General features: G+C 67.9%; 19 protein-coding genes. 7 read left to right on the top strand and 12 right to left on the bottom strand.

Annotation, left to right across the window (positions count from 1 at the left end; genetic code table 11):
* Positions 1-4: 4 nt before the first annotated feature.
* The 5 genes from priB to WT53_RS18200 form a co-directional block, all read right to left on the bottom strand.
* Positions 5-304 (bottom strand): primosomal replication protein N, encoded by a 300-nt coding sequence (priB, locus tag WT53_RS18220; protein WP_006486250.1) that lies wholly within the window; start codon positions 302-304, stop codon positions 5-7.
* 40 nt (positions 305-344) lie between these two features.
* Positions 345-719, bottom strand: a complete 375-nt coding sequence (rpsF, locus tag WT53_RS18215) for a 30S ribosomal protein S6 (protein WP_027784636.1) — start codon at positions 717-719, stop codon at positions 345-347.
* A gap of 220 nt (positions 720-939) precedes the next feature.
* Complete coding sequence (locus WT53_RS18210; protein ID WP_034207488.1) at positions 940-1,833, bottom strand: anti-sigma factor; 894 nt, start codon at positions 1,831-1,833, stop codon at positions 940-942.
* Complete coding sequence (locus tag WT53_RS18205; protein WP_034207489.1) at positions 1,823-2,470, bottom strand: RNA polymerase sigma factor; 648 nt, start codon at positions 2,468-2,470, stop codon at positions 1,823-1,825. The genes WT53_RS18210 and WT53_RS18205 overlap by 11 nt, the downstream gene beginning before the upstream one ends.
* A gap of 166 nt (positions 2,471-2,636) precedes the next feature.
* Complete coding sequence (locus tag WT53_RS18200) at positions 2,637-3,548, bottom strand: substrate binding domain-containing protein (protein ID WP_034207490.1); 912 nt, start codon at positions 3,546-3,548, stop codon at positions 2,637-2,639.
* 171 nt (positions 3,549-3,719) lie between these two features.
* Between WT53_RS18200 and gcl the strand changes: the two genes are divergently transcribed.
* From gcl to lysM, 4 genes are all read left to right on the top strand, one after another.
* Positions 3,720-5,495, top strand: coding sequence for a glyoxylate carboligase (gene gcl / locus WT53_RS18195; protein WP_034207491.1), 1,776 nt, complete (start codon positions 3,720-3,722; stop codon positions 5,493-5,495).
* Positions 5,496-5,539: 44 nt separating this feature from the next.
* Complete coding sequence (hyi, locus tag WT53_RS18190; RefSeq protein ID WP_034207492.1) at positions 5,540-6,349, top strand: hydroxypyruvate isomerase; 810 nt, start codon at positions 5,540-5,542, stop codon at positions 6,347-6,349.
* A gap of 41 nt (positions 6,350-6,390) precedes the next feature.
* Positions 6,391-7,281 carry a 2-hydroxy-3-oxopropionate reductase gene (locus tag WT53_RS18185; RefSeq protein WP_034207493.1) on the top strand — a complete coding sequence of 297 codons (891 nt, stop codon included), beginning with the start codon at positions 6,391-6,393 and terminating at the stop codon, positions 7,279-7,281.
* A gap of 522 nt (positions 7,282-7,803) precedes the next feature.
* The gene (gene lysM, locus WT53_RS18175; RefSeq protein WP_034207495.1) at positions 7,804-8,274 is read left to right on the top strand and encodes a peptidoglycan-binding protein LysM; all 471 of its coding nucleotides are present in this window, start codon (positions 7,804-7,806) and stop codon (positions 8,272-8,274) included.
* 103 nt (positions 8,275-8,377) lie between these two features.
* Here the strand turns inward: lysM and WT53_RS18170 are convergent, their stop codons facing one another.
* Positions 8,378-9,400 (bottom strand): asparaginase, encoded by a 1,023-nt coding sequence (locus WT53_RS18170; RefSeq protein ID WP_034207496.1) that lies wholly within the window; start codon positions 9,398-9,400, stop codon positions 8,378-8,380.
* A gap of 271 nt (positions 9,401-9,671) precedes the next feature.
* Between WT53_RS18170 and WT53_RS18165 the strand changes: the two genes are divergently transcribed.
* From WT53_RS18165 to WT53_RS18155, 3 genes are all read left to right on the top strand, one after another.
* Positions 9,672-9,962, top strand: a complete 291-nt coding sequence (locus tag WT53_RS18165; protein ID WP_011549641.1) for a PsiF family protein — start codon at positions 9,672-9,674, stop codon at positions 9,960-9,962.
* A gap of 258 nt (positions 9,963-10,220) precedes the next feature.
* On the top strand, positions 10,221-10,670 hold the full coding sequence (locus WT53_RS18160) for a membrane protein (protein ID WP_034207497.1): 450 nt from the start codon (positions 10,221-10,223) through the stop codon (positions 10,668-10,670).
* Between the two features lie 239 nt (positions 10,671-10,909).
* Complete coding sequence (locus WT53_RS18155; protein ID WP_034207498.1) at positions 10,910-11,497, top strand: YSC84-related protein; 588 nt, start codon at positions 10,910-10,912, stop codon at positions 11,495-11,497.
* A gap of 123 nt (positions 11,498-11,620) precedes the next feature.
* On the opposite strand, the gene WT53_RS18150 is transcribed toward WT53_RS18155, so the two are convergent.
* The 6 genes from WT53_RS18150 to WT53_RS18125 form a co-directional block, all read right to left on the bottom strand.
* Positions 11,621-12,685, bottom strand: coding sequence for a glycosyltransferase family 4 protein (locus tag WT53_RS18150; protein ID WP_034207499.1), 1,065 nt, complete (start codon positions 12,683-12,685; stop codon positions 11,621-11,623).
* Positions 12,686-12,971: 286 nt separating this feature from the next.
* Positions 12,972-14,147, bottom strand: coding sequence for an AAA family ATPase (locus tag WT53_RS18145; RefSeq protein WP_034207500.1), 1,176 nt, complete (start codon positions 14,145-14,147; stop codon positions 12,972-12,974).
* A gap of 43 nt (positions 14,148-14,190) precedes the next feature.
* Positions 14,191-15,363 (bottom strand): mechanosensitive ion channel family protein, encoded by a 1,173-nt coding sequence (locus WT53_RS18140; protein WP_034207501.1) that lies wholly within the window; start codon positions 15,361-15,363, stop codon positions 14,191-14,193.
* 90 nt (positions 15,364-15,453) lie between these two features.
* Positions 15,454-15,810, bottom strand: a complete 357-nt coding sequence (locus WT53_RS18135) for a Rap1a/Tai family immunity protein (RefSeq protein ID WP_006485939.1) — start codon at positions 15,808-15,810, stop codon at positions 15,454-15,456.
* 118 nt (positions 15,811-15,928) lie between these two features.
* Positions 15,929-16,639, bottom strand: a complete 711-nt coding sequence (locus tag WT53_RS18130; RefSeq protein WP_034207502.1) for an ankyrin repeat domain-containing protein — start codon at positions 16,637-16,639, stop codon at positions 15,929-15,931.
* Positions 16,640-16,682: 43 nt separating this feature from the next.
* A complete protein-coding gene (locus tag WT53_RS18125) occupies positions 16,683-17,462 on the bottom strand; it encodes a TatD family hydrolase (RefSeq protein ID WP_034207503.1) in 780 nt (259 codons plus the stop codon).
* Positions 17,463-17,498 lie beyond the last annotated feature (36 nt).

The following is a 17,498-nucleotide window of genomic DNA, read 5'->3' as shown; positions in this document are numbered from 1 at the left end:
GATTTCAGTCCTTTCCAATGTCCTGCAATGCTGTGATGTGAAACACCAAGGTTCTCGCGTTGCGGCTTTTCTTGGCCAGGAAGCCCGTGAACAGCGTTTCGACGCCCATTTCACGACTTTCCAGCTTGCCGCTCGCCTCACCGGCCGCCACCGCCTCGATCGTCATTTCGACCTGACGGGGAATGCCTGCTTCGACGACTTCCGTGCGGTGATGCAACGTGGCGCTTGCGATCGGAACACCTGCCGGCGTATATCGCACCGGTGCGCGTTCGACGACGCTCGCCGTCAATTGCAACCTGTTCACGTGAGTGGCGCGCTCCTTGATGGCTTAATGCGTGACGAACTTAAGCCTGCGCTTCGGCCGGCTGAGCTGCAGCCGCCTTCTTGGCTTCTTCGCGCTGAACTTCCTTCATCATCGGCGACGGGCCGGTTTCGGCCTTCTTCATCTTGACGATGAGGTGGCGCAGCACGGCGTCGTTGAACTTGAACGCGTGTTCGAGTTCGTCGAGCGTCGTCTGGTCGCACTCGATGTTCATGCAGACGTAGTGAGCCTTCGCGAGTTTCTCGATCATGTAGGCCAGTTGGCGACGGCCCCAGTCTTCGACGCGGTGGATCTGGCCGCCGTGCGACGTGATCGTGGTCTTGTAACGCTCGATCATCGCGGGCACTTGCTCGCTTTGATCGGGGTGCACGATGAATACGATTTCGTAATGACGCATTACACACTCCTTGTGGATTGAAGCCACCCGGGCGTCTGAACCGGTGTGGCAAGTGAGAAGCCGAAGATTTTAACCCGGTTACGGGGCGCATGCAAGGCCAATCGACGATGCGCAAGCGGATTCGGCCGTGTTTTCAAAGACTTGAGCGGGTATGCCAGCGCAAATGCCATCGGTTCGGCGTTGTGGCGCCGGGGTCGGAACCGCCACGCCGCCGGCGCGGTCATTCGCCGTGCGTGCCCGCGAGCCGCGCGTCGAGCGCCGTCCGGAACGCCGCGAGCGCCGACGGTTCGGCATCGGTCACGGCCCACCACGTCATCCCGGCCGCGCTCCAGCGGTCGAGCGCATAGCCCTGCGACACGGTCGCATACGGGGCCGCCGGCCGCTCCCCGGCCGGCTGCACGTAGACGTCGACCACGTGCTGCCGGTGGCGGTAGACGAGCACCGCGACACGGCGACGCCCGACGTAGTCGAGCCGGCCCCCGACCAGCGCGAAGCCGCTCGCCGCAAGGTCCTCGACCGGCGGCGCATAGTCGAGCCGGCCGTTGAACCACGGCTTGACCGTGTGCCGGTCGGTCGAGATCACGTCGATGTCGCGCGCCGACAGGTCGGCCCGCACGTGGCTCGCGACGAGTTCGTCGACCGTCCGGTCGACGTCGGCATGGCGGGCGGACCATCCCATGCCGCCCGCCGCCGCGAGCGCCATCAGCAACGCGACGCCCCAGCCGAGGCCCGGCCACGCGGCCACGCGCGGCCCGGCACCGGTCGATACCGGTCGTGCCGCCGCGCCGCGCCCGGGCAGCCACGAGAACCGGTCGCGCCCGCGCGCCCGCGGCGGCAGCGACTGGGGCTCAGGCCGCGGCTCGGCCCGCGACGGCGCCTGGGCATGCGCGTCGGCGGCCGCCGGCAGGCTCGCGAGAATGCTCGCCCGCAGCGCGTCCGGCGCGCGGTGATAATCGGCCTGCCGTACGGCCTGCACCAGCGTGACGATCCGCGCCCGTTCGCGGCGGCACGCGTCGCACCCTTCGACATGCTGCTGGACCCGCAACGCATCGGGCGCCGACAGCTCGCGGTCGACGTCCGCGTCCAGCAATGCTCGCGCTTCGTTACAGTCCATCGATAGCCTCCGATGCGGTTCCGCCTGCCGGCGTACGGCCCGGCCGGCCTTCGGTCGCCGGCGCCGGCGCCGGCGCGCCGCCCAGCAGCGCGGCGAGCTTGCGCCGGCCGCGCGCGAGCCGCGACATCACCGTGCCGACCGGCACGTCCGCGATCGCCGCGATCTCGCGGTAGCTCAGGTCCTCCATCTCGCGCAGCACGAGCACCTCGCGGTATTCGGGCGGCAGCTTCGCAAGCGCCGCATTCACGAGCCGCACGTTCTCGCCGCGCAGCAGGTGCGCCAGCGGATCCTCCGTGGCCGGCTGCCAGTCGTCGGGCACGTCGGCGTCGTCGAGCGTGTCGGGCAGCGCGACCTCGTGCGCATGCGTGCGCCGCCGCCACTCGGTGTACCAGGTGTGACGCACGATCGTCAGCAGCCACGGCCGCGCGTTGTCGCCGCGACACGAATCGACGAAACGCAGCGCGCGCATGCACGCGTCCTGGACGACGTCGTCCGCATCGCCGGCGCTGCCGCTCAGCCAGCGCGCGAGGTTGTACGCGGCGTCGAGATGCGGCAGCACGAGCGCGCGAAACCGCTCGCCGCGCGCGACCGCATCGTCCGCCGCCCGTTCATCGACCGCCTGTCCGGCTTGCCCCACATGGCCTCCCTGGTCCCGGCGGCCGACGCCGCCCGTTCCGCGCACGGCGCCCGGACAGACCGGCAACGTGCGCGCTCGATGACCTTACCGCTGCTGCGTCGAGTTTATTCCCGTGCCGTGCGCACGAAGCGTAAAAAATCGCCGGACGGCCGCGCGGGCCGCCCCGTCACGGCGTGGTGCTCCAGTAGCCGGGGCGCACGTACGCGGCGCGCAGGTAGTCGATGAAATAGCGCACGCGCGCCGGCACGTAGCGTTGCTGCGGGTAGACCGCGAGGATGTCGTAGTCGGGCAGCGCATATTCGTCGAGCACGGTCTCGAGTTCGCCCGTTTCGAGCTGCGCGGCGATTTCCCACGTCGAGCGCCAGCCGAGCCCGAGCCCTTCGGCCACCCAGCGGTGCAGCAGCTCGCCGTCGTTGCAGTCGAGATTGCCGGTCACGCGCATCGTCGCGATCTTGCCGTGGCGCTGGAAATACCAGCCGCGGTTCTGGCCGCCCTGCAGGTTGAACGCGAGACAGTTGTGCTTCAGCAGGTCGTCGAGCGACTTCGGCCGGCCGTGCTTGCGGAAATACCCGGGTGTGCCGCACACCACGCGCCGGTTCGACGCGAGCTTCACCGCGACGAAGTTCGGATCGACCGCGCCGCCGATCCGGATCGACAGGTCATAGCCCTCGCGCACGAGATCGACGACGCGGTCGGTCAGGTTGAACGACAGCTGCATCTCCGGCTTGTCGGCCAGAAAGCCCGGCGCGTGCGGCGCGACGTGCTTGCGGCCGAACGCGGCCGGCGCCGACACGATCAGGTGGCCGCTCACCGCGCGCCGCCCGGCGGCCAGCTCGTTCTCGGCCTGATCCCATTCGGCGAGCAGCCCGCGGCAGCGCTCGAGGAACGCGGCCCCCTCCTCGCTGACGACCAGCCGCCGCGTCGAGCGGTACATCAGCTTCACGCCGAGGCGCTTCTCCAGCGCGTCGATGCGCCGCCCGAGCACCACCGGCGACACGCCCTCCTCGAGCGCCGCCGCCGCGAGGCTGCCCGCGTCCGCGACCCGCACGAACGTCTCGATCTGCTTGAAACGATCCATCTCGCGTCTCCACCCGGCTCCGACGCCGGCGGGAAGCCCCGTCCGGCCGTCATTCCATACTTTTAGTTTCGAAATAAGCGACTTCGGCTGATCTTATCAAACCTTTCCTGCATCCCTAAAGTGTTCCCAACAGACCGATTCGCAAGATCCGCCACATTCAAGGAGACATTCATGGCCAAGATGAGAGCCGTCGACGCAGCCGTACTCGTGCTCGAGAAGGAAGGCATCCAGACCGCGTTCGGCGTGCCGGGCGCCGCGATCAACCCGTTCTACTCGGCCATGCGCAAGTCGGGCGGCATCAGCCACGTGCTGGCCCGTCACGTCGAAGGCGCATCGCACATGGCCGAAGGCTTCACGCGCGCCGCACCGGGCAACATCGGCGTGTGCATCGGCACGTCGGGCCCCGCCGGCACCGACATGATCACCGGCCTCTACTCCGCGTCGGCCGATTCGATTCCGATCCTCGCGATCACGGGCCAGGCGCCGCGCGCACGCCTCTACAAGGAAGATTTCCAGGCCGTCGACATCGAATCGATCGCGAAGCCTGTCACCAAGTGGGCCGTGACCGTGCGCGAACCGGCGCTCGTGCCGCGCGTGTTCCAGCAGGCGTTCCACCTGATGCGTTCGGGCCGTCCGGGCCCGGTGCTGGTCGACCTGCCGATCGACGTGCAGCTCGCCGAAATCGAATTCGACATCGACACGTACGAACCGCTGCCGGTCTACAAGCCCGCGGCCACCCGCGCGCAGATCGAGAAGGCGCTCGCGATGCTGAACGACGCGGACAAGCCGCTGATCGTGTCGGGCGGCGGCGTGCTCAACGCGGCGGCCGAAGACCTGCTCGTGCAGTTCGCCGAAACGGTCGGCGTGCCGGTGATCCCGACGCTGATGTCGTGGGGCGCGATTCCCGACGACCACCCGCTGATGGCCGGCATGGTCGGCCTGCAGACGTCGCACCGCTACGGCAACGCGACGATGCTCGCATCCGATTTCGTGCTCGGCATCGGCAATCGCTGGGCGAACCGCCACACGGGCAGCGTCGAGGTCTACACGAAGGGCCGCAAGTTCGTGCACGTCGACATCGAGCCGACGCAGATCGGCCGCGTGTTCGGCCCCGATCTCGGCATCGTGTCGGACGCGAAGGCGGCGCTCGAGCTGTTCGTCGCGGTGGCACGGGAATGGAAGGCCGCCGGCAAGCTGAAGGACCGCAGCGCGTGGGTCGCGGAATGCCAGGAACGCAAGCGCACGCTGCAGCGCAAGACCCACTTCGACAACGTGCCGGTCAAGCCGCAGCGCGTGTACGAAGAGATGAACAAGGTGTTCGGCCGCGATACCTGCTACGTCAGCACGATCGGCCTGTCGCAGATCGCCGCCGCGCAGTTCCTGCACGTGTTCAAGGCGCGCAACTGGATCAACTGCGGCCAGGCCGGCCCGCTCGGCTGGACGATCCCCGCCGCGCTCGGCGTGCGTGCGGCCGATCCGAGCCGCCCGATCGTCGCGCTGTCCGGCGACTACGACTTCCAGTTCATGATCGAGGAGCTGGCGGCCGGCGCGCAATTCAAGCTGCCGTACGTGCACGTCGTCGTGAACAACTCGTACCTCGGGCTGATCCGTCAGGCGCAGCGCGCGTTCGACATGGACTACTGCGTGCAACTCGCGTTCGACAACGTGAACGCACCGGAGCTGAACGGCTATGGCGTCGATCACGTGGCCGTCGCCGAAGGCCTCGGCTGCAAGGCGCTGCGCGTGTTCAAGCCGGAAGAGATCGAGCCGGCGCTGCGCCAGGCGCAAACGCTCGCGGACGAGTTCAGCGTGCCGGTGGTCGTCGAAGTGATTCTCGAGCGCGTGACCAACATCTCGATGGGCACTGAAATCGACGCGATCAACGAGTTCGAGGAACTCGCCGAGAAGGCCGAGCACGCACCGACCGCGATCTCGATGCTCGACTGAACCGCACGCCATTTTTTGACTGACCGACCGAAGAGGCTTAGCTCATGCCGAAGTTTGCTGCAAACCTGACCATGCTGTTCAACGAAGTGCCGTTCCTCGACCGCTTCAAGGCGGCCGCGGACGCGGGCTTCGACGCCGTCGAGTTCCTGTTCCCGTATCCGTATGCGAAAGAGGAACTCGCCGAGCGGCTCGAGACGCACCGCCTGCGCCTCGTGCTGCACAACCTGCCCGCCGGCAACTGGGATCAGGGCGAGCGCGGCATCGCGTGCCTGCCCGATCGCGTGAGCGAATTCCAGGAAGGGGTCGGCCGCGCGATCGAGTACGCGAAGGCGCTGAAGGTGCCGCAGTTGAACTGCCTCGTCGGCATCCCGTCGGCGAGCACCGCGCGCGACAAGACGTTCGTGACGATCGTCGACAACCTGCGCTTCGCCGCCGATGCACTGAAGCGCGAAGGCATCCGCCTGCTGGTCGAGCCGTGCAACAGCTTCGACATCCCGGGCTTCGCGCTGAACCGCTCGTCCGAAGGGCTCGACGTGATCCGCGCGGTCGGCTCGGACAACCTGTTCCTGCAGTACGACATCTATCACATGCAACGCATGGAAGGCGAACTGGCCGCGACGATCGAACGCAACCTCGCGTCGATCGGCCATGTGCAGCTCGCGGACAACCCGGGCCGCAACGAGCCGGGCACCGGCGAGATCAACTACGCGTTCCTGTTCGCGCTGCTCGATCGGCTCGGCTATGCCGGCTACGTCGGCTGCGAATACAAGCCCCGCACCACCACGACGGAAGGCCTCGGCTGGCTGCAAAGCGTGGCCGGCTGCGCACCGGCGTCGGCGCGTCGCGCCGCCTGAGTCGCGCCCTTCCCGTTTTCAGCCCTATAGGAGACTTTCACATGGCAACCATCGGTTTCATCGGCCTCGGCATCATGGGCGCGCACATGGCGCGCAACCTGCTCAAGGGCGATCATCAGCTCGTCGTGAACGGTGCGTTCCCGATCCCGGACGACCTGCGCGCGAGCGCGAAGGTCGTCGCGAACTCGACCGAAGTCGCGCAGCACGCGGACATCATCATCTCGATGGTGCCGGACACGCCCGACGTGCGTAACGTGCTGTTCGCCGACGACGGCGTCGCGAAGGGCCTGACGGCCGGCAAGCTCGTGATCGACATGAGTTCGATCTCGCCGCTCGACACGCAGGCCTTCGCGAAGCAGATCAACGCACTCGGCTGCGACTACCTCGACGCGCCGGTGTCCGGCGGCGAAGTCGGCGCACGCGAAGCGACGCTGACGATCATGGTCGGCGGCCCGGAAAAGGCGTTCGAGCGCGCGAAGCCGCTGTTCGAGAAGATGGGCAAGAACATCACGCTCGTCGGCGACAACGGTGCCGGCCAGACCTGCAAGGTCGCGAACCAGATCATCGTCGCGCTGAACATCGAGGCGGTCGGCGAAGCGCTGCTGTTCGCCGCCCGTTCGGGCGCCGATCCGGAGCGCGTGCGCCAGGCGCTGATGGGCGGGTTCGCCGCGTCGCGCATCCTCGAAGTGCACGGTGCGCGGATGACCAAGCGCACGTTCGATCCGGGTTTCCGCATCGAGCTGCACCAGAAGGACCTGAACCTCGCGCTCGACGGCGCACGCAAGCTCGGCCTCGCGCTGCCGCACACCGCGAGCGCGCAGCAGCTGTTCAGCGTGTGCGCCTCGCACGGCGGCAAGGCATGGGATCACTCGGCCCTCGTGCGCGCGCTCGAGATCATGTCGAACTTCGAGATCGAGAAGACGCAGGGCTGAGCGCACGCCGCGGCATGCCGTCGCGTTCGGCGGCTGCTTCGCCGGCTGCATTCGGCGAATGCCACGGCAAATGCAATGACGCGCGATCCACCGCCACGGCGGATGCGCGAACGACACAGGCGACCCGGCCGCGGCCGGTCGCATCGATGCGCGAGCACACGCGCATCACGGTGGGGCGCCCCGCCGCGTATCGCTGAAACGCGTGCGCGACGGGGCGAAAAAACGCCGCTCTGGGCTGAGAGCGGCGTGGTGGGGTCCGCAGCGGCACCCGGCGGCGCCGGGGAAGCCTTGGTCGGTCAGACGTCGTCGTCGGGTGTCCGCCTGTCGGATTTCGCGTATTACATTTCTTTACGTTCGAGCGTGCGATTTTTCATGCAATCGTCGCGTTGAACGCCTACACTTTCGCCACGCCTTTCGAGAAAACCGCCGCGCTTGCGCGCCCTTCGGGGCCTGCATCCAGCGCGGTGTTTTTTTCGCCACTTCACGGCGCGTTTTCTTTTCAACCACCTAAGGAGTGCAACGATGGGTCTTCTTTCGTTTATCAAGGAGGCGGGTGAAAAACTGCTGGGTCATGCCGACGCGCAAGCGGCGGAAGATCCGAATGCCGCGAACCAGACCGCGGCCGATGCCATCAAGAACTACATCAACACGCAAGGTCTCGACACGTCGAACCTGACCGTCGCGTTCGACGGCGCATCGCGCACCGTCACGCTGTCGGGCAGCGTCGCCGATCTCGACACGAAGGCGAAGGTCAAGGTCGCGGCCGGCAACGTGCAAGGCGTCGCGGGCGTCAACGACGACGATCTGCAGCCGGACGATCCGGAAGTGCAGTACCACGACGTGAAGCCGGGCGACACGCTGTCGGCGATCGCCAAGGAAGTGTATGGCGATGCGAGCAAGTACCCGGCGATCTTCGAGGCGAACAAGCCGATGCTGTCGAGCCCGGACCGGATCTACCCGGGCCAGAAGCTCGTGATTCCGCCGCAGTCCTGATCGTGCAGTCCTGAGCGTTCTCGCAGCACCGACGCAAAAATGGCAGGCCATCGGCCTGCCATTTTTTATGCGCGCCGTACGCCGCCCGAGCGGCGGCCAGCCGTCACAGCGTATCGAACGCGTGCTGCAGTGCGTCTCGATCCCGAACGCCGTTCGCGAGCGCGAGCATCAGCAGCACGCGCGCCTTGAACGGGTGCAGCGAGCCCGCGCTCACGAAACCGAGCGCATCGTCGCTCGCGGCGCCGTTGCGCATCACGTGCCCCGAACCGACGCGCGACGCACGGACCACCGCCACGCCCGCGTTCACCGCATCGGCGAGCGCCGCCTGCAGCGTCGCATGAATCGAGCCGTTGCCGGTGCCCGCGACGACGAGTCCGCGCACGCCGGCCGCGACGAGCGCATCGACGGCCGTGCGCGTCGCGCCCGCATAGCTCGCGACGACTTCGACCGGCGGCCAGGTCGCGGCGATCGCCAGTTGCGTGTCGCGCGTGCGCGTGACGCGGCGCGCGAATTCGACGCGGCCGTCCTGCACCCAGCCGAGCGCGCCGAGTTCCGGCGACTGGAACGCGTCGACCGCATAGGTGCTCGTCTTCACGACATCGCGCGCGCCGTGGATCCGGTTGTTGAACGCGACCAGCACGCCCTGCCCGCGCGCGGCCGGATGCGCGGCCACCGTCACCGCGTTCAGCAGGTTCAGCGGGCCGTCGGACGACAGCGCGGTGGCCGGCCGCATCGCGGCCGTCAGCACGACCGGCTTGTCGCCCCGCACGACCAGATGCAGCGCATACGCGGTTTCCTCCAGCGTATCGGTGCCGTGGGTGATCACGATGCCGTCGACGGCCGGGTCGGCCATCAGCGCGTCGATCCGCGCGGCGAGCGTGTTCCACAGCGGCAGCGCGAGATCCTTGCTGTCGATGCTGGCGACCTGTTCCGCGTCGATGCGAGCGACCGACGCGAGCGCCGGCACGGCGTCGACCAGGAAATTGACGCCGAGCGCGCCGGCCTGGTAGCCGGCCGTGCTGGCCGCGTCGGGCGCGGCGCCGGCGATCGTGCCGCCGGTGGCGAGTACGGCGATGCGCGGCAGTGTCGCCGCGGACGAAGGGGATGCGGTGTTCGGTGTATTCATGGCCGCGATTGTAATGGCTCGCGGCCGCGAGCCGGCAGGTTCCGGCGCGGCGGCCGGCGACGGCCGGCGCGCATCATGGTTTGTCCTGATCTCCGGGCCGCGCGCGGCGTCAACGGCCGTGGCGTCCGCAACGTTATAGAAAGTGCCGTTTTGGTGTTTTCACCTTGATTTGCCATAATCGGAGCGCGTGGTGCGATGTGGTCCTGTCCTCATCGCGTCGCGCTTCGTGACGGCGTCGATCACACGCAATTCACCCCATGGGAGTGTCGAAATGAAAATCCAATCGCTCGTAGCCGCAGTGCTTCTCGGCGGCATGCTGGCTTCCCCCGCCTTCGCGGCGAACAGCCAGCAGGACAAGATGAAGGCCTGCAACACCCAGGCAGCCGGCAAGACGGGCGACGAACGCAAGGCGTTCATGAAGGACTGCCTGTCGGCGAAGCCCGCGAAGGCGATGACGCAGCAGGAAAAGATGAAGGCGTGCAATACGCAGGCCACCGGCAAGAAGGGTGACGATCGCAAGGCGTTCATGAAGAGCTGCCTGAGCAACCAGCCGGCCGCCTGAGTCCCGGCGCTCCCGTCCCGAATGCCGCGCCCCGCTTCGGCGGGCGCGGCATTTTCGTTTTCGTTGCACGCGCATCGACGCATGCATTCCCGTCTTTCCCGCCCCGTTTTTTCCGGCTGCCGGCCCGGTGCCGCCACATGGTGCGGCATTTCGCCGCGTTTTCTTCTATGATGGCTGCAACGCGGCCCACCCAAGACCAAGAAGCGCCATCGGGCCGCCCTCGAGACGGACGCGCACGCGCGTCAAACGGAGGCTTGGATGGCATGGAGACAACACCGCTGGTTCCGCCGCTGGCTGATCGTGATCGTGTTCTGGGCAGTGCCCGTCGCGATCGTCGCCGTCCGCGAGATCCGCGAGGAAATGGCCTACAACAAAGCGGACCTGCAGCTCGCGCTGACCACCTGGCAGCTCACCGACACGCAGCAGGCCGCCGGCGCCGCCGCGAAGTGTCACGGCGATCCTGACGAAGCGCGCGCGGCCGGCTGCCCGGCCGACGTGCTCGCCGCCAACGCGCCGCGCCAGCAGGCGGCGCGCGACGAATACGTGGTACGCCGCAATACGCTCGCCGGCTATCTGTGGCATGCGTTCGTCGGCTACTGGGTCGTCCCGGCCGCGTTCCTGTTCGCGTGCGGCATCGTGATCGCGCTGATCCGCCGCGCGCTTCGCCGCCCGCCGATCAAGCCGCCCGTTCCGCCCGTCACACACTGACACGGGCGCGCGCTGCAGACGCCTCGCCCTCCCGCCCGGCCGTCGCGCGCCCCGCATGCCGACCCGCCCCTCGCGCGTCGGCGCCGCATCGTCCGTTGGCGCGCCGCGACACCCTCACGCGATTTGACGCTTTTTCACGCGGCAACGAAAAGAGGCCGTAATCCGCTGTGATATAACTGCCGACGTGATCCGCTCCTTGAGCGAGACTCACTCCGAACGTCATCCGATGGAGAACAACGATGCAAAAACGGAATCTTGTGCTGAAAGCCGCCGCTGCGCTCATCGTCGGTAGCCTCGCGCTCACCGGTTGCACCACCACCCCGGACAAGCCGGACAACGCCGCGACCAACGCGTCCAAACGCCAGTCGATCGACGCGAGCGTCGACGCCACGCTGTCGCGCATGTACTCCACGGTCAAGGGTTCGCGCGAACTCGTCGCGAAATCGCGCGGCGTGCTGGTCTTCCCCGAAGTGCTGCAAGCCGGCTTCATCGTCGGCGGCCAGTCCGGCAACGGCGCGCTGCGCGTCGGCGGCAGCACGGTCGGCTACTACAACACGTCGTCGCTGTCGGTCGGCCTGCAGGCCGGCGCGCAGTCGAAGGCGATCGTGTTCCTGTTCATGACGCAGCAGGCGCTCGACGAATTCCGCAACTCGGACGGCTGGGCCGCCGGCGCCGGCGCATCGGTCGCGCTCGTGAAGATGGGCGCGAACGGCGCGGTCGACTCCAACACGGCCACCGCACCGGTCCAGGTCGTCGTGCTGACCAACGCCGGCCTGATGGGCGACGTGTCGATCAACGGCACGAAGGTCACGAAGCTCAAGATCTGACGTTGACGCCCTGCCCGCGCGTGCCGCGCGCGGGTCGTGCGCAAACGGCGATGTCCTCGCGGGCATCGCCGTTTTTTTATCCGCCGGCGCGCTGCGCCAACGCGGTCGGGTCGGCCGGGCCGCTCAGGTCGTCGAATCGATCACCTTGAAGCGCGAGCGTTTCTGCGCGCGGATCACCGACTGGTACACGTCCACGTACTGCTGCGCCATCCGGCGCGACGTGAAGCGCGCCTCGAAGCGCTGCCGCACGCGCGCACGCGGCAGCAGGTGCAGCCGGTTCACGGCGGCCACCGCGCTGATTTCATCCTCGACGATGAAACCCGACACGCCCTCGTCCACCACTTCCGGCACCGCACCGCGGTTGAACGCGATCACCGGCGTGCCGCACGACATCGCCTCGATCATCACCAGGCCGAACGGTTCCGGCCAGTCGATCGGAAACAGCAGCGCGTGCGCGCCCGACAGGAATTCAGCCTTCTCGTGATCGGCGATCTCGCCGACGTATTCGACGTGCGGCAACGCGAAGAGCGGCTTGATCTCGCGGTCGAAGTATTCCTGGTCGGCCGCGTCGATCTTCGCGGCGATCCGGATCGGCAACCCGCACTGGCCGGCAATGCGGATCGCTGTGTCGACGCGTTTTTCCGGCGAGATGCGGCCGAGGAACGCGAGATAGCGCGGCTCGACGGGCTGCGGCATGTACAGCGTCTCGGGCAACCCGTGATAGACGGTCGTCAGCCATTTCGCCTGCGGCAACGGCTGGCGCTGCGAATTGGAAATCGAGATCACCGGCGCCGTGTTGAACGTGTCGAACACCGGTTGCTGCTCGGGCAGGTCGAGCCGGCCGTGCAGCGTCGTCACGTAAGGCGTTTCCTGTCGGTTGAAGACCGAGAACGAGTAGTAGTCCATGTGGAAATGGAGCACGTCGAAATCCTTCGCGCGGCGCGCGACCGTCTCCATCAGCAGCATGTGCGGCGCGACCCGGTCGCGGATCGACGAATCGAGTCGCAGCGCGCGCGGCCACACGGGCTCGAGCTTCGCCCGCGTCGTCGAATCGCCGCTCGCGAACAGCGTCACATCGTGGCCGAGCTCGACGAGCGCCTCGGTGATGTAGGACACGACGCGCTCCGTGCCGCCGTACAGCTTCGGCGGGACGGATTCGGTCAGCGGGGCGATCTGCGCAATTCTCATGGTCCACGTCTCCTGTGTCCTGTCCGTTGCGGGACGGCCGGCAGGGGGCCGCGCTTGCGCGCGCACGCCCCGCGTCCATCCCGCGCCGGCCGGCGCGGCGCCAGCCGGATATCCCATTATTATTCGCGATCCCGATGAGCGGAACCGCCGGCCTTTCATTTTTTGGGGGTTGTTACAGACCGGATACATTCCGCCGCACGGGCCCGGCCGCCTCGCATCGAGCCCCCTCGGTGCCGATCCGGTGCCTTCGCGCGCCGTTCGCGACCCAACGCACGCCATCAGGCCGTCAGCGCGACGGCCACTTCCAGGCCGGCAGGTCGCGCGAGTCGGCATCGACGAGCGCGGTCGCGCCGAGCTGCTTGTCGAGCACCAGCGATTCGCAGCCGGCCTCGCGCTCGAGCGTCGCGATGAGCCGCGCCGCGTGCGACACGACCAGCACCTGCGAATGCCCGGCGGCCTGCGCGATCAGGCGGCCGAGCGCCGGCAGCAGATCGGGATGCAGGCTCGTCTCGGGTTCGTTCAGCACCATCAGCGCCGGCGGCCGCGGCGTCAGCAGCGCGGCCGCGAGCAGCAGGTAGCGCAGCGTGCCGTCGGACAGCTCGGCCGCCGCCAGCGGCCGCAGCAGCCCCGGCTGGCGCATCAGCACGTCGAAGCGGCCGCGGCCGCCCGGATTGTCGATCTCGACCGACGCGCCGGGAAACGCGTCGTCGATCGCCGCGTCGAGCGCCGCCGCGTCGCCGATTTCGCGGATCGTCTGCAGCGCGGCGGCCAGGTCGGCCCCGTCGTCCGCGAGCACCGGCGTATGGGTGCCGATGTGCGACTGGCGCGCCGGCGCCTGCGCATCGGTCCGGAAATGGTCGTAGAAGCGCCACGAACGAATCCGCTCGCGCACCGCGATCATCTCGGGCGCGCCGGTCGGATCGGCGAACTCGGTCATCATGCTGTCGAAGCTCGCGACCGGTTGCGGAATCGTCCGCCAGTCGCCCGACGCGGTACGCATGCGAATCTGCGCGCCCTGCCGGTCGACCAGCAGCGTGGACGGGCGCGGCAACGCGCCGCCCCAGATGCATTCGCGCTTGATCACCGGATCGAGCGCGAACTGCGAACTGCTCGGCAGCGGCAGGCCGAGATCGATCGAATAGCCGAAATCGTCGCACGCAAAGCCGAGCTTCAGGCTCACCGGCCCGTTGCGCACGGTGCCCGTCACCGGCACCTCGCCGGCCAGCATCGCGCGCGAGAAGCGCTCGGGCCCGGCCCACAACGTCGACGGCAAGCCGCCCTCGCGCGCGAGCGACGGGATCACGCGGCCCTGCGCGGTGTCGGCGAGCAGCCTCAGCGCGCGGTACACGCTCGACTTGCCGCTGCCGTTCGGCCCCGTGACGACGTTGAGCGCCGCGAGCGGCACGATGAGCTCGCGCAGCGAGCGGTAATTGGCGATGGCGAGCGTCTTCAGCGCGGTCATGGGAATGGGCGATGGGGCATGGCGGGCCGGCGCCGGGCCGCGTTCAGCGGCCGTCGACGGCCTGCGGGTCGGCTGCGGTGTTGGCCGCCGTGCTGGCGGCGGGCGAGCGCGCGTGCGGCCGTTCGGGATTCGGCGCATCGGGCGCGGATTCGTGCGGATACAGCTCCATCCGGCTGCGCGGCAGGCATTGCGGATAGCGGTTCTGCAGATAGGCGATCAGCCCTTCGCGCACGCGGCAGCGCAGATCCCAGCACGACGACGAGTCGGCCGCGCTGACGAGCGCACGCAGTTGCATCGTGCGCTCCGTCGCGTCGGTCACCTGCAGCACCTGCACGCGGCCGTCCCATTCCGGCGCGGCATGGACGAGCCGTGCGAGTTCCTCGCGCAGCGGCGCGAGCGGCGTGCGGTAATCGACCGACAGGTAAACGGTGCCGATGATCTCCGCGCTGCTGCGCGTCCAGTTCGTGAACGGGTTCTCGATGATCCACTGCAGCGGCACGACGAGACGCCGCTGGTCCCACAGCCGCACCGACACGAACGAGCCGGTGATTTCCTCGATGCGCCCCCACTCGCCCTGGATCACGACCACGTCGTCGAGCCGGATCGGCTGCGTGAGCGCGATCTGCAATCCGGCGATCAGGTTGCCGAGCACTGGCCGCGCGGCGATACCGGCGACCAGCCCTGCCACACCGGCCGACGCCAGCAGGCTCGCGCCGATCTGGCGCACGTTCGGGAACGTCATCAGCGCGGCGCCGGTGCCGATGATCACGATCAGCACCATCACGGTCCGCACGAGCACCTTGGCCTGCGTATGGACGCGCCGCGCCTGGAGATTGTCGGCCGTATCGATCGGATGGGCCTGGATGATCGCGTCGCCGACGCCGGCCGCGAGCCGCACCAGCAGCCACGTGAGGGACACGATGGAGCCGACCGCGGCCGCGGTGCGCATGCCGCGCACGAACGATATGCCGTCGTCCGCCTGGAGCCACAGGAATTCGAGCGCCAGCAGCGCCAGCACGACGAGCGACGGCTTGTCGATGTAGCGCAGGATCGCGCTCATCAGCGGATACGGCTGCGCGACGCGCTTGACGATGCGTGCGCCGAGGCGGTGCACGACCGCGACGATCAGTATGACGATGACCGACACGCCCAGCGTGCCGAGCCATGAATGCAACGGCGCATCGGCGATGCGCTGCAGTTCCTCGATTGAAATCATCGGCGCCCTCGCGTGATGAAGCGCACTGGCTTCGTCCTGGGATGCGTCGGCGACGTCCGGGCCGCGCACGCGCCCGGACACGGCGTCAGATCAGTTGCCGCTCCGGCAGGGAAACGCCTTGCCGAGACCGAGCGACACCGCGGTGCTCGCGTTGTAGTCGGCCAGCTTCGGATTTTCCGCGATGTACTTGCGCACCGCGTCCGTCATCTGTTGCGCCCGGATGTCGGGCGGCAGGCAGAAGTACTGACCGACGCGCGGCCCCGTGGTGCCGCCGATCGCATCGATCGTGTTGTAGACGCCGTCGGCAGCGCCTTCGATATAGGCCGCGCACGACGCCCGCGACTTGACGTCCGTCTTCGCGCACAGCCGGTCGAGATCCGCGCCCGTGAAAGCCGCCGCCGACAACGGCACGGCAAACGCCGCGGCACAAAACATTGCGCGCAACATGGTGTTCCTTATGTCAATGCGGCGGGGGACCGCCTGCTGCGTTGGCCGGTGCGGCGCCGGATGCCCCGTTCCGGCCGGAAGGCGGCCGGGCGGACAGGCGCCGCCGCACCAAAAACCGTTATTTTGCACTCTTTTGAGCATCTGCCGGCGTCGCTGCACCGATACGCGTCGTCCGCTTGCTCAGGATCTCGATCGCGTCCGGCGCGTTGTAGTGCTTCGCGAACTCGAGCGCGGTGATGCCGAGCTGGTTCTTCACCTGCGGATCGGCGCCCTGGTCGAGCAGCAGCGTGACCGTCGACGCATGGTTGCCGCGCGCGGCCATCATCAGCGGCGTCGTGCCGTTCGGCGACGCGGTGTCGATGTACGCGTCGTGGTCGAGCAGCGCCTTGACGACCGCGTCGTGGCCGTTGGTCGCCGCGTAGTGCAGCGGCGCCCAGCCCTTCTTGCTGACTTCCGCGCCCTTGTCGATCAGCAGCTTGACGAGATCGAGGTCGCCGTTCAGCGACGCGAGCATCAGCGCGTTTTCGCCGGCCTTGTCTTCCTTCTCGAGATCGACGTTCGGCGTCGTGGCGATCGCCGCCGCGACCTTGTCGGATTTCTCGCGCGCGGCGATCACGAGGATCGGGTCGCCGTTCGGCGCGAGCGTGTTCGGATCGAGCTTGCCGCTCTTGAGCTGCTTGCCGATATCGGCGATGTCGTCGAACTTGACGGCCTTGACGATCGCGTCGAGCGACTCGGCATGCGCGCCGGCGGCGGCGAACAGCCCGCTCGCGACGAATGCGGCCGCAACGAGTGCGCGTTTGGGCAGATGGTTGGTCGGCTTCGTCATTGTTGTGGGCTCCTTCCCTGGGTTGTCGGCTGCGCGCCCGTCGTTAGCGGGCGATCTTGAACAGCCGGAAAAAGTTCTGCGTCGTCGCATCGGCGAGCGCCTCGACGGCGATCCCGCGTTCGGATGCGATAAAGCGTCCGACATGGCTGACGTACGCAGGTTCATTCGGCTTGCCGCGATACGGCACCGGCGCGAGGTACGGCGAGTCGGTCTCGATCAGCAGCCGGTCGAGCGGCACGCGCCGCGCGACGTCCTGCACGTCGGTCGCGTTCTTGAACGTGACGATACCCGACAGCGAGATATGGAAATTCTGCGCGAGCGCCTGCTCGGCGACCGGCCACGGCTCGGTGAAGCAGTGCATCACGCCGCCCGGCACGTCCGCGCGTTCCTCGGCCATGATGCGCAGCGTGTCTTCCGACGACGCGCGCGTGTGAATGATCAGCGGCTTCATCGTCGCGGTCGCCGCGCGGATGTGCGTGCGAAAGCGCTCGCGCTGCCATTCCATGTCGGCGATCGAGCGGCCTTCGAGGCGATAGTAGTCGAGGCCGGTTTCGCCGATCGCGACGACCTTCGGGTGCGCGGCCAGCTCGACGAGCTCCGCGAGCGTCGGCTCGCGCGCATCCTCGTGATCGGGATGCACGCCGACCGATGCGTACACGTTGTCGTGCGCGTCGGCGATCGCGAGTACGTCGGGCAGCGTCTCGAAATCGACCGACACGCACAGCGCGTGCGTGACGTCGTGCTCGCGCATGTTCTCGAGAACGGCCGGCAGACGGTCGGCCAGGCCCTTGAAATTGATGTGGCAGTGAGAGTCGACGAACATCGTGTTTCCTGAATACGTGAGACGGGCGCTCATGCG

The organism is Burkholderia sp. MSMB2157WGS, from assembly GCF_001532755.1.
In the GTDB taxonomy this organism is placed as follows: domain Bacteria; phylum Pseudomonadota; class Gammaproteobacteria; order Burkholderiales; family Burkholderiaceae; genus Burkholderia.
Note: the sequence above shows the minus strand (reverse complement) of the source record. Positions and strands in the feature narration are given on the sequence as shown.